The organism is Rhizobium sp. CCGE531 (assembly GCF_003627795.1).
Taxonomy (GTDB): domain Bacteria; phylum Pseudomonadota; class Alphaproteobacteria; order Rhizobiales; family Rhizobiaceae; genus Rhizobium.
Window position 1 is genome coordinate 441,424 of sequence record NZ_CP032685.1, and the last position, 15,570, is coordinate 456,993.

General features: G+C 61.0%; 15 protein-coding genes and 2 pseudogenes. 8 read left to right on the forward strand and 9 right to left on the reverse strand.

Annotated features, from left to right (window positions below; genetic code table 11):
- Positions 1-57: 57 nt before the first annotated feature.
- Both CCGE531_RS21525 and CCGE531_RS21530 read right to left on the reverse strand, forming a co-directional pair.
- Positions 58-429 carry a hypothetical protein gene (locus tag CCGE531_RS21525; protein ID WP_120667638.1) on the reverse strand — a complete coding sequence of 124 codons (372 nt, stop codon included), beginning with the start codon at positions 427-429 and terminating at the stop codon, positions 58-60.
- Positions 430-455: 26 nt separating this feature from the next.
- A complete protein-coding gene (locus CCGE531_RS21530) occupies positions 456-1,337 on the reverse strand; it encodes an NmrA family NAD(P)-binding protein (RefSeq protein ID WP_120669284.1) in 882 nt (293 codons plus the stop codon).
- A 131-nt stretch (positions 1,338-1,468) separates the two neighbouring features.
- On the opposite strand from CCGE531_RS21530, the pseudogene CCGE531_RS21535 reads away from it, so the two are divergent.
- Positions 1,469-1,873, forward strand: a pseudogene (locus tag CCGE531_RS21535) (type II toxin-antitoxin system VapC family toxin).
- Between the two features lie 111 nt (positions 1,874-1,984).
- Here CCGE531_RS21535 and CCGE531_RS21540 read toward each other — a convergent pair.
- On the reverse strand, positions 1,985-2,230 hold the full coding sequence (locus CCGE531_RS21540) for a hypothetical protein (RefSeq protein ID WP_120667640.1): 246 nt from the start codon (positions 2,228-2,230) through the stop codon (positions 1,985-1,987).
- 26 nt (positions 2,231-2,256) lie between these two features.
- Entirely contained in the window at positions 2,257-3,546 is a 1,290-nt protein-coding gene (aceA, locus tag CCGE531_RS21545; RefSeq protein ID WP_120667642.1) for an isocitrate lyase, read from the reverse strand.
- A 206-nt stretch (positions 3,547-3,752) separates the two neighbouring features.
- Here aceA and CCGE531_RS21550 point away from each other — a divergent pair, with 206 nt between their 5' ends.
- The 7 genes from CCGE531_RS21550 to CCGE531_RS21580 all read left to right on the forward strand — a co-directional run bounded on the left by CCGE531_RS21550 (position 3,753) and on the right by CCGE531_RS21580 (position 11,191).
- Positions 3,753-5,165, forward strand: a complete 1,413-nt coding sequence (locus CCGE531_RS21550) for an XRE family transcriptional regulator (protein WP_120667644.1) — start codon at positions 3,753-3,755, stop codon at positions 5,163-5,165.
- A 167-nt stretch (positions 5,166-5,332) separates the two neighbouring features.
- Entirely contained in the window at positions 5,333-6,169 is an 837-nt protein-coding gene (locus CCGE531_RS21555; protein ID WP_120667646.1) for a transporter substrate-binding domain-containing protein, read from the forward strand.
- A gap of 29 nt (positions 6,170-6,198) precedes the next feature.
- Positions 6,199-6,948 (forward strand): amino acid ABC transporter permease, encoded by a 750-nt coding sequence (locus CCGE531_RS21560; protein WP_120667647.1) that lies wholly within the window; start codon positions 6,199-6,201, stop codon positions 6,946-6,948.
- Positions 6,945-7,718: an amino acid ABC transporter permease gene (locus tag CCGE531_RS21565; protein WP_120667649.1), complete on the forward strand. Its 774-nt coding sequence runs from the start codon at positions 6,945-6,947 to the stop codon at positions 7,716-7,718. Before CCGE531_RS21560 ends, CCGE531_RS21565 begins: the two co-directional genes overlap by 4 nt.
- Positions 7,719-7,728: 10 nt before the next feature.
- Positions 7,729-8,517, forward strand: a complete 789-nt coding sequence (locus CCGE531_RS21570) for an amino acid ABC transporter ATP-binding protein (protein ID WP_120667651.1) — start codon at positions 7,729-7,731, stop codon at positions 8,515-8,517.
- 2 nt (positions 8,518-8,519) lie between these two features.
- A complete protein-coding gene (locus CCGE531_RS21575; RefSeq protein ID WP_120667653.1) occupies positions 8,520-9,860 on the forward strand; it encodes an MmgE/PrpD family protein in 1,341 nt (446 codons plus the stop codon).
- Between the two features lie 32 nt (positions 9,861-9,892).
- The gene (locus CCGE531_RS21580) at positions 9,893-11,191 is read left to right on the forward strand and encodes an LLM class flavin-dependent oxidoreductase (protein ID WP_120667655.1); all 1,299 of its coding nucleotides are present in this window, start codon (positions 9,893-9,895) and stop codon (positions 11,189-11,191) included.
- Positions 11,192-11,246: 55 nt separating this feature from the next.
- On the opposite strand, the pseudogene CCGE531_RS21585 reads toward CCGE531_RS21580, so the two are convergent.
- From CCGE531_RS21585 to CCGE531_RS21605, 5 genes and pseudogenes are all read right to left on the reverse strand, one after another.
- A pseudogene (locus CCGE531_RS21585) lies at positions 11,247-11,449 on the reverse strand (multidrug ABC transporter ATP-binding protein); the annotation flags it as partial.
- A gap of 19 nt (positions 11,450-11,468) precedes the next feature.
- Complete coding sequence (locus CCGE531_RS21590) at positions 11,469-12,422, reverse strand: sugar kinase (protein WP_120667657.1); 954 nt, start codon at positions 12,420-12,422, stop codon at positions 11,469-11,471.
- A gap of 55 nt (positions 12,423-12,477) precedes the next feature.
- Positions 12,478-13,293 (reverse strand): carbohydrate ABC transporter permease, encoded by an 816-nt coding sequence (locus CCGE531_RS21595; protein ID WP_120667659.1) that lies wholly within the window; start codon positions 13,291-13,293, stop codon positions 12,478-12,480.
- A gap of 1 nt (position 13,294) precedes the next feature.
- Positions 13,295-14,230, reverse strand: coding sequence for a sugar ABC transporter permease (locus CCGE531_RS21600; protein WP_120669286.1), 936 nt, complete (start codon positions 14,228-14,230; stop codon positions 13,295-13,297).
- A complete protein-coding gene (locus CCGE531_RS21605; protein ID WP_120667661.1) occupies positions 14,230-15,561 on the reverse strand; it encodes a sugar ABC transporter substrate-binding protein in 1,332 nt (443 codons plus the stop codon). Before CCGE531_RS21605 ends, CCGE531_RS21600 begins: the two co-directional genes overlap by 1 nt.
- Positions 15,562-15,570 lie beyond the last annotated feature (9 nt).

Below are 15,570 nucleotides of genomic sequence, written 5' to 3' on the forward strand. Positions count from 1 at the left end.
TCTAAAACAGTGAGGGGCAGGGCAACGTTGCGCCTACTGGCGCGATGGGTGTTGGGTTCAAAGAAAGAGGTCTTCCGGCAACTTTCCGGAGAGTGCTCCCCGCAGATGAGCGGAGAGGGCCATGACCGAGCCAAGCGGGCTCATTCGGACGCTCACCCGCGGCACGGAGCCATCGGGATTACGATCCACGACAACCGTGGCGGTGAGTTTTTCGCCACTGGTTAATTCGGCTTGGTACTCGAGGAAAAGCCTCGATCCGACGGTCTCCAGAAACGCGGGGCTCTGCGAAGCGTAGAAGGTTCCGACGGTATTGACAGTGAGCTTGATCTCTTCGCGTCCGATGACAGGCCCTCTTATTACGGAACTGGTGAGCTCCGCGTCGGCCGTCAGGTCGTCCAGGAAGGGATGACGTTCATGTTCATATGCCATTGCAATGTCTCCTGTCTGCTCGACCGTCACTCGAAGGCGGCGCGATTGTTTGTGATGAATTGCTTGACCGTCAGTGCGGGAGTTCCGGTGATCTTCTCGACTGCGTCGTTCGTTCCCGAGAAGACGCGGTCGCGATAGTTCTGTGCGACTTCAACCAGGTGCTGCACTAGGAACGGCGGGAACTTGTAAAGATTTTCCATCTTGTCCTTGAATTCCTCGATCGAGGTCGGCGCGTATTCGATCTTCACGCCAAGGACGTCGCTCATGATGGCGGCGATCTCGGTGTGGTTCATCTCGACAGGACCGTGGAGAGGGTAGATCTTGCCTTCGTGGCCCTGCGGATGGGCGAGAAGATGAGCGATCACCCGACCCTGGTCATCAGTGGGAATAGGTGCATGGCGACCGTTCTCGAAGGGGAACTGGATCTTCCGCATTGCCCAGATTTCCTTTGCGAAATGCGGGTAGACGAGCCAGTCGGCAAAGAACGTTGGACGCAGGTGGGTTGTCGGGACGCCCGACCAGTCGAAGATACGCTCCGAAACCCAGTGATCTTGTGCCGCGTGGCTTGTCGATTCCCGACGAGCTGAGATCTGCGACATGTTGACGATCGTCGACACGCCAGTTTCCTTGGCGGCCTGTGCGAAATAGGCCGCTGCCCCAACGATCCCGGGCGCTATCGGATGCAGGAAATAGGCAGACCTGATGCCTTCCATGGCGGCCCGGATGGCATCGATATCGGTGAAATCACCGATGGCGGTTTCAAGGCCGCGCTGTCTCAGGGCTGCTGCCCGGTCATCGTCCGAGCGCACATAGGCACGAACAGTTTTGCCCATCTTGAGCAGTTCGTCGATGGCGGCCGTCCCAGTTCTTCCGGTCGCACCGCTTACAAGTATTTCAGCTTGGCTCACGATCTTCACTCCTCGATCTGATAAGAGCATATGCTCTCGATGAGGAAGATATTGGAGCATATGCTCCTAATGTCAAGCGGTCTTGGCCGGAATATCGATGATGCCTTGCTGCTGGTGACGGAACTTGCTCTTTGAGCAGGCTCTACATGCTGGATAGCAATATTGTGTCCGAACTTGCCCGCAACCCGCAGGGTGCTGTTGCCAGACGCATCGTCGAGGTTGGGCCAGATGCCATTTGCGTCAGCATCATTACGGCTGCAGAGTTGCGCTATGGCTGCGCCAAAAAGGGATCGCCAAAACTACTGGCGCAAATCAAGGCCATTCTTGGAAGCATACCGGTGCTCGCACTCGATATCCCTGCGGATTGCCGAATACGGCAGCATCGGGGCTGAGCTGGAGACTGGCAGCAAACCTATCGGTCCAAACGACCCGTTGATAGCTGCCCATGCCCATGCGCTGGAGGCAGTGCTGGTCACGGCCATACCAGGGAGTTTGAGCACATCCGCGATCTGCGTGTCGAAAACTGGCTGGATTAACATCCAGTTCGGCAAAAATACTCCCAATTGAGGCATGTCAATGCCAGCCATGAGAGCGGGCCGGCCGGTGATTGACGGCGCGGCCCGAAGTTTGGCTGGAAAGTATGTTCGTCAAGGCTGGTGCGCGGCGTTGGCGACGACGACGGGGATCAAGAGATCGCCCCAGTTGCCGTTGCCGCCATGGTGGCGGGCCGAGCGGATGAGTTCGACGGAAACGCCGGCCTCCACCGCAGTCATGACGGCCTGATTGAGGCGATGCAGCTCATTGGCCAGCATGCGGATGACTGCCTGCTGATCGGTATTCATGGTGAGAGATTGCTCTTCGGCTCTCTCGCGAACGCGTGCTATCGATGCCATTTCATTCTCCTCCTATGATCTTGATATTACTCTGCCGCCGGCTTGAACTGGGCATGCTCGGTCGATCCGTGCATGGCCGTGGTGGATGACTGGCCGCCGGTGATCGCCAGCGAAACCGCATCGAAATAGCCGGTGCCCACTTCGCGCTGATGCTTGGTCGCGGTGTAGCCATTGGCTTCTGCTGCAAATTCCGCCTGCTGCAGCTCGGAATAGGCGGCCATCTGGCGCGCTTTGTAGCCGCGGGCCAGCTCGAACATGCCGAAATTCAGCTGGTGGAAGCCGGCAAGCGTGATGAACTGGAACTTGTAGCCCATCGCGCCGAGCTCGCGCTGGAACTTGGCGATTGTCGCATCATCCAGGTTCTTCTTCCAATTGAAGGACGGCGAGCAATTGTAGGCAAGCAGCTTGCCGGGATGGGCTCGATGCACGCCCTCGGCAAATTTGCGTGCCTGTTCGAGATCCGGCTTCGACGTTTCGCACCAGATCAGATCGCAATGCGGCGCATAGGCGACGGCGCGGGCAATGCAGGGCTCGATGCCGTTCCTGACCTGATAGAAGCCTTCCACCGTGCGGCCGGCATCGTAGTCGACGAAGGGCTGGTCGCGCTCGTCGATGTCCGACGTCAGAAGCTTGGCGGCCTCGGCGTCCGTGCGCGCGACGACAAGGGTCGGCACGCCCATGACGTCGGCTGCCAGCCGCGCCGCGTTGAGATTGCGGATATGAGCAGCCGTCGGAATAAGGACCTTGCCGCCGAGATGGCCGCACTTCTTCTCCGATGCCAGCTGGTCCTCGAAATGGACGCCGGCGGCACCCGCCTCGATATAGGCCTTCATGATCTCGAAGGCGTTGAGCGGACCGCCGAAGCCTGCTTCGGCATCGGCGATGATCGGCGCAAACCAGGTGTCGACCGAAAGTCCTTTGCCTTCGGCCGTCTCGATCTGGTCGGCCCGTTGCAGGGTGCGATTGATGCGCTTCGCCAGCTCCGGACCCGCATTGGCGGGATAAAGGGACTGATCGGGATACATGGCCGAGGCCGTATTGGCGTCTGCCGCCACCTGCCATCCGGAAAGATAAATCGCCTTCAGGCCGGCGCGGACCATCTGCATGGCCTGGTTGCCCGAAAGCGCGCCGAGCGCGTTGACGAAATCTTCCTCGTGAATGAGCTGCCAAAGGCGGTTAGCACCCATTTCGGCGAGCGTATGGCGGATGGCGACCGATCCGCGCAAGCGCTCCACATCCGCAGCCTGATAGGGACGCTCGATGCCATCGAAACGCCCGGCGGGTGCGCTTGGGACCAGTTTGTAAAAATCTGTCATGCTATTCTCCCGATACTTTCTCTCGATCCTCCGATCGATCTCGATTGCGTGACTATTTTTACAATATCGCTGCTGTCCCAGCCAGAAAAACCGGAAGTTCCCGTTCGATAAAAGGGTTAGGATGTGCTATCGTTGACATCGGTTCTCAGTAAAATTGTAAATCCTGTAAAATTCGGCTAGGCAAAAATTTGTAAAAGGTTTGACATATGGTTGAGCGCAAGATCTTCGCGGGACCTCGGGTTCGGCGCATCCGCATGGGTCTCGGTCTGACGCAGACGACGATGGCGCAGGCGCTTGATATATCGCCGTCCTATCTCAACCTCATCGAGCGCAATCAGCGGCCGTTGACCGTGCAGCTGCTGTTGAAGCTGTCGGCGGTGTATAAGGTCGATCTGGATGAGCTGCAGGGCGAGCAGGGCGGTAGTGCGGGGCAGTTGCGTGAAGTCTTTGCCGATCCGCTGCTATCAGGTGAAATCCCCGGCGATCAGGAGCTGATCGAGCTTGCCGAAGCCGCGCCGAATGCGGCAAACGGCGTGATCCGGCTTTATCGCGCCTATCGCGAGCAGGCCGCAAGACTGTCCGATCTCGCCGAGCTTCTGTCCCGCGAAGGCCGGGTTGCCGATGTCGCCGGTCCCCGCCTGCCGCTCGACGAGGTTCACGATCGTCTGCAGGCGCGCCCGAACTTTTTTGCCCGCATCGAAGATGCCGCCGAAGGCTTCCATGAGCGCCTTTCGTCCGGCGACGATATGGCGGGCGGTTTGAAGGCGTGGTTGAAGAGCGAGCATGGCATTGCCGTGCGTCTGCTGCCGGTGCGCGCCATGCCGGGCTTGCGCCGGCGTTACGACCGGCATTCCATGCGGCTTTTCCTGTCCGAACGATTGTCGCCCTTCGATCAGCTTCGGGAGATTGCGACCGAGGTCTCGGCCTTGGCGATGCGCGAAGAGATCGCCGCCGAACTGGAGGCGCTTGCGCTCTCGACGCCGGAAGCCAAGCGTATCGCCCGCTTCGAGCTGGCGCGCTACGCGTCCCATGCCCTGCTGATGCCTTATAGTGCCTATCTTTCGGCGGCGCAGCGCCTGCACTACGACATCGACGGGCTCGCTGCCCGCTTCGGCGTGTCCTACGAGCAGGCCGCGACGCGACTAGCCAGCCTGCAGCGTCCGGGCGCATCCGGTATTCCGTTTTTCCTGATGGAGATCGATAGTGCCGGCCATCGCCTGCGCAAGGCGGGTGGCCAAGGCTTTCCGCAGGCGCGCTTCGGCGGCGGCTGTCCCAAGCTCAATATCCATGCCGCCTTTGCCCAACCCGGGCAGATATTGGTGGACGACACGCAAATGCCTGACGGTGGCGGATTTCTCACCATATCGCGCACGGTCGAGGGGCCGCGGGCCGACTTCGGGGAAAGGATACGCCGCACCGCGCTCCTCATCGGCTGCGATATCGCCCATCGCGACGAGGTGATCTACGGCAAGGCGCTTGGCCCGATGCCAGTCGCGATCGGCCCGGCCTGTCGCCTGTGCGAGCGTCAGGGCTGTCTGGCGAGAGCAGAGCCGCCGGTGACGCGCCCGCTCGGTCTCGACGAAATGGCGACGGGCCTGAGCATATTCGATTTCCAGTGATCGTATTGATTGTTGCTGTTGCGCATGAGCGACGGCAAATTCAGTATATTAAAATCTATCGTTTATGTGGGCAATTGTTGCGTCGATATCTCGATAAATAGGATCTCATTCCTCGCCTGCTGCGCTTGCCCTCTCTAGGTTCCGCGCAGACAAGGAGTCCGACGCCTATGAATTTTGCCAAGCGAACATCTGCCGTCCTTTTTGCCGCTGCGCTTTCCTGCGGCGCGCTATTCACCACGATTGCGCATGCCGATGCGACGCTCGATCGCATCAAGGGTCGCGGCGCTCTGACCGCCGGCGTCATCCTCTCCGGAGCACCCTTCGGCTATATCGATCCGGCAAGCCAGGAGCAGAAGGGCTTCAACCTCGACATCGCCAAGGCGCTTGCCGATAAGCTCGGCGTCAAGCTGGAAACGGTGACGGTGACGCCGCCGAACCGCGTGCAGTTCCTGCAGCAGGGCAAGGTCGATATCCTGATCGCCAACATGCAGTACACGGAAGAGCGCGCCAAGATCCTCGATTATGTGCCGACGCCTTATGATCGCAGCGGCGGCGCTGCCGTCGGCCGCAAGGATAGCGGCCTCAACGACTGGAGCGACCTCAAGGGCAAGCCGGTCTGCGTATCCCAGGGCTCGAACTACACGCAGCCGCTGATGGAGCAATATGGCGCCGAAGTGAAGGCACTGCCGAGCCAGCCGGAATCGCTATTGGCCCTGCAGGGCGGCAATTGCGTTGCCGCCGTCCATGTTGGCGCGACCGTCGGTCTGCTGCTTCAGGATCGGCCGGAAGAATGGAAGGATTACAAGATCCTGTTCCCGACCGAACTCGTTCCTTCCGATTCGGTGATCTGGCTGCGCAAGGGCGAAGGCGATACGCGCGATGCACTCGACAAGGCCATCCAGGAACTGCATGCCAACGGCAAGCTTCTTGATTATGCCAAGGCGAACCGCCTGCTCAGCACGACCTATCTTGAGGAAGAGCACAAGAAGCTCGAGGGCAAGTGACCTTATCGGTCGGTTGAGGAACGGTTTGCATGGGAAGTTCGCTTCTTCAGACCTTCATAGACTGGACTGGCAAGATCGGACTTCACTACGAGTTCCTGGCCAGCGGTTATGAAGCTCAGATCTGGCGTGGTGGTTTCATCACCACGCTTTATCTCATTGTGCTTCTTATTCCGGTCAGCTTGCTGTTCGGCCTGCTGTTTGCGGCCATGCTGACCTCGGGAAACAAGGCTTTGGCCGCACCCGTCAGGGTGCTTATTGAGATCACCCGCAATACACCGACGCTGGTCCAGCTAATGTTCAGCTTCCTTGTGCTGAACACGCTGGTCTCAAATGGTCTCGGCGGCGCGCAGCATAATCCTTTGACGCCGTTCTTCTGGGTGGTTGCCGTGGTCGGCCTGCATGTGGCAGCACTCCACGCCGATGCGCTTCGTGCCGGCATCGAGGCCGTGCCGGAACAGACGGTGGAGGCGGCTCGCGCCATCGGCTTCACACACCTGCAGATCCTTCGCTTCGTCGCGATACCGCTGGCGTTGCGGGCGTCGCTGCCGGCGATCGTCAACAATATGATCAATCTCGTGAAGCTGACGACGGTCGGCAACGCGATTGCCGTCAGCGAGATCACCTATGCCTCGATCATGGTGTGGACACAGCGTGACAATGTCGTCGAGCTAATGATCGTCATCCTGCTATTCTTCAGCGCCATCAATCTTGCCCTCGCCAAGACCGGGCGCTGGATCGAGAAGCGTCTGGCCGTGCCTGGTTTCGGAGTGGGCACATGAGCGTGGCGAAGCTCTCCTCGGCTCCTTCGAGCAACTGGTTGCCCTGGCTGTTCGGTGCGCTGGTCGCGATTGCGGTCATCTGGCTGCTGGCCGACCTCTCGCTGCTGCTTGTGCTGATCGAATGGTTGCCCTATCTCGGTAGCGGCTTCCTGATGAATATTCTCATCAGCCTGCTCGCCATGGCGGGAGGAACCTTGATCGGTGTCTTGCTTGGTATCCTCGAGCTGGCACCACTGAAGATCATACGCTACCCCGTCGGCCTCTATGTCCAGGTCTTCCGCAATGCGCCGCATCTGGTGCTGATCTTTGCGACAACCTATATCTTCCCTTTCGAGATCGTGGTCTTCGGCCATTACCTGCCGTTCCCCGATTGGGTGAAGGCCGTGATCGGCCTTGCCATTCCGGCCAGCGCCTATGTCGCCGAAATCACCCGCGGCGCCATCCAGTCGATCCCGACGACGCAGTGGGAGGCGGCCAAAGGCCTCGGCTTCTCCCGGTCTCAGGCATTGCGCTGGATCATTCTGCCGCAATGCGCGCGCCGTTCGCTGCCGCCCTGGATGAACCTCTTCGCCTCGATCACCATGGGGACCGCGCTTGCCTCTCTGGTTGGCGTGCATGAGCTGCTGCATGCGGCGACCGACGCCAGCACGGCCGTCCGCCGGCTGGATTTCACCGTGCTTGCCTATATCGTCGTCATGGCGGCGTTCTTTGCGCTTTGCTATCCCATTTCCAGCCTGACGCGTCGCCTCGAGCGTCGCCTGAAAGCTTAAAGGAGCCGGCATGAGCCAAGCTCAGACCAATCCGATCGTCGAACTGGCCGATGTGCATCTGGCTTTCGGATCGACCGAGGTCCTGAAGGGGATCGATCTAACGGTCGCTCGCGGCCAGACCGTCTCGATCATCGGCCCGTCGGGTTCGGGAAAATCGACGATCCTGCGCTGCATCAATGCGCTGGTCGCGCCGCAGACGGGCCGCATCTCGGTCAATGGCGCGCGCGTCGACCAGATGCGCAGCGAGGCTGAACGCATCAAGCTGCGGCAGAAGATCGGCATCGTCTTCCAGCAATACAATCTCTTTCCGCATCTGACCGTGCTCGACAACATCACGATCGCCCCGACGCGAATCCTCGGCGTCAACCAGGCCGATGCCGAACGTCACGCCCGCGATCTTCTGGCACGCGTGCGCCTGTCCGAGAAGGCAAGCGTCTATCCCGGACAGTTGTCCGGCGGCCAGCAGCAGCGCGTGGCGATTGCGCGGGCCTTGGCGATGCGGCCGGATCTCGTCCTCTTCGACGAGGTGACCTCGGCGCTGGACCCGGAGACCGTCGGCGAGGTGCTTGCCGTCATTCGCGATCTCGTCAAGGAAGGCATGACCAGCATTCTGGTCACGCACGAGATGCGCTTTGCCGAAGAAATCAGCGATGTCGTGGTCTTCACTGAAAACGGCCGTATCGTTGACCAGGGGCCGCCCGAAGCTATCTTCCAGGCATCGGCAAATGCGCGCATCCGCCGCTTCGTCAACGGCCTTGCCGGTGCGCGGGCTTCGCTTGAGGACGGTGAGGGAATTTGACGATGGAAAAGGCTTTCCCGCTCACGACTGCCTTTGCCGAAGCCATCACATCGGCCGATCCGCTGCAAGATGCGGCGGCTGTTGCCGCAGCCCGCACGGCAATCATCGATTGGTTGGCCTGCGCCTTCGGCGGCTCCGCCGACCGCACGACACGCATCCTGCTGGAACAGTTGCCTGCAGGCCCGGGGGATGCCGTTATCATCGGGCAGGGGCGGCGCACCGACGCGCTGACCGCGGCTCTGGTCAATGCCCATGCCGGCCATGTGCTCGATTATGACGACGTGCATGGGAGCGTACGCGGTCATCCGACGACGGTCATCGTTCCTACCCTGCTGGCGCTGGCATCGGAGACGCCGCTATCGGCGGACTGCTTGATCGCCGGCTATATCGTCGGCCTGGAGGCGATGGCGCGCCTCGGCCTCTCGCTCGGCATGCGCCATTACGAGAACGGTTTTCATGCAACGGCGACGCTCGGCACGATCGGTGCGGCGGCGGCCGTCGCCCATGTGCTCGGCTATTCGGTGGTCGAGACCGCCACGGCGCTGGGGCTTGCCGCCACGCATTCGAGCGGCCTGCGCCTGCAGTTCGGCCATGATGCCAAGCCCTATCATGCCGGCATGGCGGCGCGCTCCGGCCTGCTTTCGGCCAGGCTTGCCAAGGCAGGCTTCGGTGGCGCCAGGGACTTCCTCGACAATCCGATCGGCTTTTATTCGGCCTTCGCCTTTGGCGAGCAGCGGCCACAGGCGGCCATCGAGAGCTGGGGCGACCCTTGGCAGATCGTGGCACCCGGCCTGACGCTCAAGGCCTTTCCTTGCTGCACGGCGAGCCACCCGGTCGCCATGATCGGCCTTCAGCTTCGCAAAGAGGGGTTGAACGCAGAACAGATCGAGGCCGTCGTCATCACCTTCCCGCCGGGAGGCGATGCGGCACTGGTCGTGACCGATCCGACAACCGGCATCGATGCGCGCTTCAGCGCCGAATATGTCTTTGCTACCGCCTTGGCCGACGGCGCTCTGAAGATCGGCCATTTCGGTGAGACGCCGGTGAGGGAGGATCTGATGGCGATCGCCCGGCGTGTTCGCCGCCGGCATGACGAGACGGCGCCCCGTCTTTCGAGCGATCCGAAAACGCGCTTCGTCATTGCCGAGGTAACGCTCAAGGATGGACGCCATCTGACGCGCGAGTTCAAGGGCTTGCCCGGCTTGAGCGATCCCACGGAAAAATTCCGCGACGCGACCGGCAACCATCCGGCCGTGTCGGCCGTTCCCGATCTGGTGAGAACCATGCAGGGCGAGGACGATCTTCATCGCCTCATCCAGCTTCTATCCAACAGTTTGAACTGATCCAAGTTTCAAGAAACGCAAGGCATGCACCCATGAGCAAGACCCGCAAGATCCATCTCGGCCTTTTCCTGCAAGGTGCCGGCCATCACGTCTCCGGCTGGCGTCATCCTCAAGCGGAATCCGGCAGCGAGAATTTCGACCTGCTGCGCCGTGTGGCCCAGATTGCCGAGGCTGCGAAGTTCGACATGCTCTTTCTGGCCGACGGCCTGACGAGCGGTCTCGACGCGCATCCCTCGATGATTGCCCGCTTCGAGCCGCTGACCCTGCTTGCCTCACTCGCAATGGTGACCGAGAAGATCGGCCTCGCCGCGACGGCATCGACCACCTATGGCGAGCCCTATCATCTCGCCCGCGCCTTCGCCTCGATCGATCATCTGAGCCATGGTCGCGCGGCCTGGAACATCGTCACCACCTCCTACGCCCGCACGGCCGCCAATTTTTCCAAGAGCCATCCGGAGCATGACGAGCGTTATGCGGTGGCGGAAGAGTTCGTCGATGTGGTGCGTGGCCTTTGGGACAGCTGGGCCGATGATGCCTTCCCCAAGGACAAGGAGAGCGGCGTCTATGCCGACCCCAACAAGGTGCGGATGCTCGATCACGCCGGCAAATATTATTCGGTCAAGGGTCCCCTTAATATTCCACGCTCGCCGCAGGGGCATCCCGTGCTGATCCAGGCCGGCTCCTCCGGTCCTGGCCAGGATCTTGCAGCCCGCACCGCCGACATCGTCTTCACCGCCCAGCAAAGCCTCGACGAGGCGCAGGCATTCTATAAGAGCCTGAAGGGCAAGGTCGCCGGCGTCGGGCGCAGCCCGGACGATGTTGCGGTCATGCCAGGCTTCCTGCCCGTTATCGGCAGAACGGTTGCCGAAGCACGCGAGAAGCTGGACGTGCTGAACCGCTGGACCGATATCAAGAGCGCCATGCCGCTGCTCGAAGAGCGTCTCGGCCATAGCCTTGCCGATTATGATCTTGATGGCCCACTGCCCGACCTGCCGATCTCAGACCAGCTGCGCAGCCGCGCCGAGCTTTTGACCGAGCTTGCCCGTCGCGAAAAACTGACGATCCGTGAGCTTGCCCTGCGCGTCGCCGCCGGCCGCGGCCATCATATCGTGCTTGGAACGGCCGAAGAAATCGCCGATCGCATGCAGCAATGGTTCGAAAACGGCGCCGCAGACGGTTTCAACGTCATGCCACCCTTCTTCCCCGGCGGCCTTGAGGATTTTGCCAACGACGTCGTGCCGATCCTGCAGGAAAGAGGCCTCTACCGCCGCGACTACGAAGGCACGACGCTGCGCGATCATTTGGGTATCGCCCGGCCGGTCTGGGCTTGACGAAGGCCGAGGCGATCAGCCTCGGCTCTCTTTTTTATCCATCGATACGGATGGATCAGGCATAAAGCCCGAATTGCGCATTGTGCAGCCGCGCATAGGCACCGTGGCGAGCAAGCAACGCGTCATGCGATCCCTCTTCGACAATGCCGTTATCACCCATGACGATAATGCGGTCGGCATTGCGGATGGGGTCGACAACCGGTGCGCGACCACCAGCGTCGTGCGACCTTTCGCAAGCTCCAATAGCGCCTGCTGGATTATGGTGATGCGCCCTCATTCAGAGATTGCGAAGCGGATCGGACCGGCTGATGACATCGGCGCGGGTCGGCGCCCCTGATCGTCCACCAAATACCTCGCACTTGAGCGCTGCCGCGATGGAGGAGAAGCGGATCGCGTCTTCCGCCGCCATTCCCTCGGCGATGGCGAGCGCGAAAGCTCCATGAAAAATGTCACCGGCGGCAAGCGTATCGACGGCGTTGATGGACATGGTCGGACAGTGCTGGACTTTGCCGATCTCTTCATTGAACCAGTAACTGCCGGCGCCACCCGCCGTCACGCAGATGAAGGCATGGTCGAACCGTTGTTTCAGCCGTTGCGCCATCTCGGAAACATCGCCGGTTCCCGTCAGGCGCTCAGCGGCCGGCTCCGAGAAAATGATGTGGGTCGCTTCCGGCGCCAGCTGCTCGATGATGCCGTCGGGAGCGACGTCGCCGTCAAGAATGGCTGGCTTGCCCATTGTTCTTGCAGTCTTCAAAACCTGAAGCGCCAGCGCCGGCCAGCGAACGTCGACAAGCACGGCACCGAATGAGGCCATATCGGCCGCCGTGAATTCCTTGACGGTGTGGTGCAGCTTCGAATCGTAAAAAGGAACGATCAGCCTTTCGCCATCGTCGTCCACCAGGATCGCCGAGACGGCAGAGCGGGCGCCGTCCACACGCAGCATGCCGTCCACATGGATGCCGTCGTCTTTGAGATCGCGGATGATACGTTCGCCGGTTTCATCGCGGCCGACGGCGCCCCACAGGCACGCCTTGCCGCCGAGCCGCACAATGGCATAGGCGGCACTCGAGGCCATGCCTTCGGCGATCTGCAGCATGTCGTAGGGCAGAACCTTTCCTTGACCTTGGGGAAGGGTGCGGACGCGAAAGAGCGTATCGAGAACGGCCGCGCCGACGCATAAAATATGCTTTGGGGCGCCCGTTGGCGGATCAAATGCAGTGGAGGAAATCAAGGCCGTTTTCCGCTTGTCTTGTCGAGCAGGAAGGGGAGTGATGCCACGATCAATCTCATTTGACGGCGCCGGCGGTCAGGCCCGCGATGATCTGGCGTTGCGCGAACATCGTCAGCACCAGGACCGGCAGCGTGACGATCAGGGCCGCGGCCGCAAGCGGTCCCCAGCTCACCTGTTCGAAGGAGAGCATGTTGTAGACGGCGACGGGCAGCGTGCGGGTCTCGCGGCTGGCAAGCACGATGCCGAAGACGAAGTTGTTCCACGAGAAGATGACCGAGAGAATGAAAGCGACGACGATGCCGGGACGGGCGATCGGCAAGGCGATGAGGCGAAAGACCTGCCAGGGCGTCGCGCCATCGATACTTGCGGCCTCTTCCAACTCCATCGGCGTCGTCTCGAAATAGCCGATCATGATCCAGACGACGATCGGCACGGTGACGACGAGATGGATGATGATCTGCGGCCAGAGCGTTCCGAGCAGATTGAGCCATTGGAACAGCAGGAACAGCGGGATGAGGAAGGAGAGGCCCGGCGTCATGCGGGCGATCATGATGACGATCGCCGACTTCTCCGCCTTCAGCCGCGCGATACCGTAGCCTGCCGGCACGCCGATGAGGAGGGCAAGCAGGGTGGCCGCACCCGTCACCAGAACGGAGTTCCACAGATAGAGGAAGAAGTTGTTTTCCTGGAAGACGTTGACGTAGTTCGTCCAGGCGATGCGATCCGGGATGAGGATCGGCGGATAGGCGCCATTGTCGATCTCGTATTTCAACGACAACGAGATCATCCAGAGGAAAAACAGGACAACAGGCGAAACGATCACCAGGGCGACGAAGAACAGGCCGATGCGGTTGAGCGTCGTGCGCCTCATATCAATGGCCCTCCTGGTCGGTCCATCGCGTGCGCTGGCGGATCATCAGGAGGATGAAGGAGAGCGCGACGATGACGATGAAGAACACCACCGCCATGGCCGAGCCATAGCCGATGTCGTAATAGGCGAACGCGGTGTTGTAGAGATAGATATTGATGGTTTCGGACGCCGTTCCCGGGCCGCCCTGCGTCATCGCATAGATGATGTCGAAGCTCTTGATCGCGTCGATGCCGCGAATGATGACGGCAATCATCAGGAAGGGCGCAATCATCGGCATCGTCAGGTAGCGAAATTTCTGCCAGGCATTGGCGCCGTCGATTTCGGCGCTTTCATAGGGCTCGCGCGGTACGGAAGCGAGACCGCCGAGCACGATCAGCATGACGAGCGGCGTCCACTGCCACACCTCGACGAGGACGAGCGAGGGGATGACGCTATATTGATTGTAGATCCATTCCTGCGGCCCGATGCCGACAAGCGAGAGCAGATAGTTGAGCACGCCGAGCTGCGGATGGAACATCATCGTCCAGACCAGGGCCACCGCGACCGGCGTCGCCATCATCGGCATGACGAAGACGCCGCGAAGGAAGCCGCGCAGCGGAAAATTCGTATCGAAGATCAGGGCCGCGAGCGTTCCGAATATCAGCGGAGCGACGACGGACAGCACCGTATAGAGGACCGTGTGCCAAAGCGATTCCCAGAAGCGGAGATCGGCCGCCAGCCGGACGTAATTGTCCCAGCCGATGAAGCTCTGCGACTGGCCGAGCGTCCATTTGTTCACGCTCATCCACAGGGTGAAGACCCAGGGAAAGACGATGACGGCGGCAATCACGATCAGCGCGGGAATGACGAAGGGCCAGTAGTTGGGAACAAGCCGTTTCGGCTTGCTCCTTCTTTCGTCCGCCTTCGCGGCGGTATCTTCGATGCTCACGGAGGCCATCATCCCTCGCTTCGCGCCAGTACCGGCTCGAACTGGGCGGTTGCCGCTTTCAGCTCGGCTGCCGGATCGGCGCCGCCGATCATGTTCGTCAGTGCGACGCCGTAGATGTCGCGGAACTCGGTGACCGGGATGATGACGGGTAGCGCCAGCTGCGAGACCTTGGCGGAGCCGGCGACGGCATCCAGCCAGGCGCCTGGCATTTTCACGCCTTCACGGACCTTCTGATCCTCCAGAACGGACTGACGGAATGGAACGCCGGCGCCGGCCTGCAGCAGGCGCGCGCCCATGTCGTGCGAGATCGCCCATTGGCAGAAGAGGTAGGCGGCCTCCTTCTTCTGGCTGGCGGCGGTAACACCGATGCCGTCGCCGAAGGTTGCCGCGGCCTGCGCATTCGGCCCCTTCGGCATGATGCCGTAGCCGATCTGGCCGACGACGCGGGACTTCTCGGGATTTTCGATCGGCGGCGCAAATCCGACGCCGTCGAGCCACATGCCGATCTTGCCCTGGAGGAAGGCCGATTGCGCTTCCGCCCAGTTGAAGCCCGATACGCCGGGAGGTGCGGATTTCGTCATCAGGCGCTGATAGAGCTTCGCCGCATCCACGGCCCCTTGTGATTCCGTCTGCAGCTTGCCGTCGGCCGAGAGCGGCGTTGCACCGTCGCCAAGCATGAAGGCGGTCCAAACAGGCGTATTGGCGTTCTTCAGGCCGCGGGCGACGAAGCCGTAGGTGTTGGTCGACTTGTCTGTCAGCGCCTCGGCGGCCTTGGCCATGTCCTCGAAGGTTTGCGGATAGGCGAGGCCCTTCTTCTCGAACAGGGTCTTGTTCCAGTAGACGATCCAGTAATCGACCGAGAAGGGCAGGGAGCGCATGGCGCCGCTGCTATCCTTGGCGAATTTCAGGCCGGCTTCGGCGAAATCGCTTTCCGCCAGCGACGGATCGGTGAGCGACGGATCCTTCATGAAGCCGCTGATATCGGCAAGCCAGCCGCCTTTTTCGAACTGGCGTTTCTGGACATGGTAGCTCAGATGCACGACGTCGAAGCTCGGCTTGCCGGAGCTGAGCTCGATCGTGGTCTTCTGGCGCTGCTGCTGCTCGGGCGTCGCCTCCGCATTGACCTTGATGCCTGTCAGGGCTTCGAACTCGCTCAGATATTTGAGGATCGTTTCGCTGCGAGGGCTCTTGATCAGATTGACCTCGAGCGTCGTCCCGGAAAAGCGCTTCCAGTCGACGGCCGCCGAGGCGGTGCGGACACCCAGAAGACTTGCCGCTCCAAGTGCTGCCGTACCGGCCATGAAGCCGCGACGTGTCGGGTTGAAAAATGACGATGACATTCCGTTCCT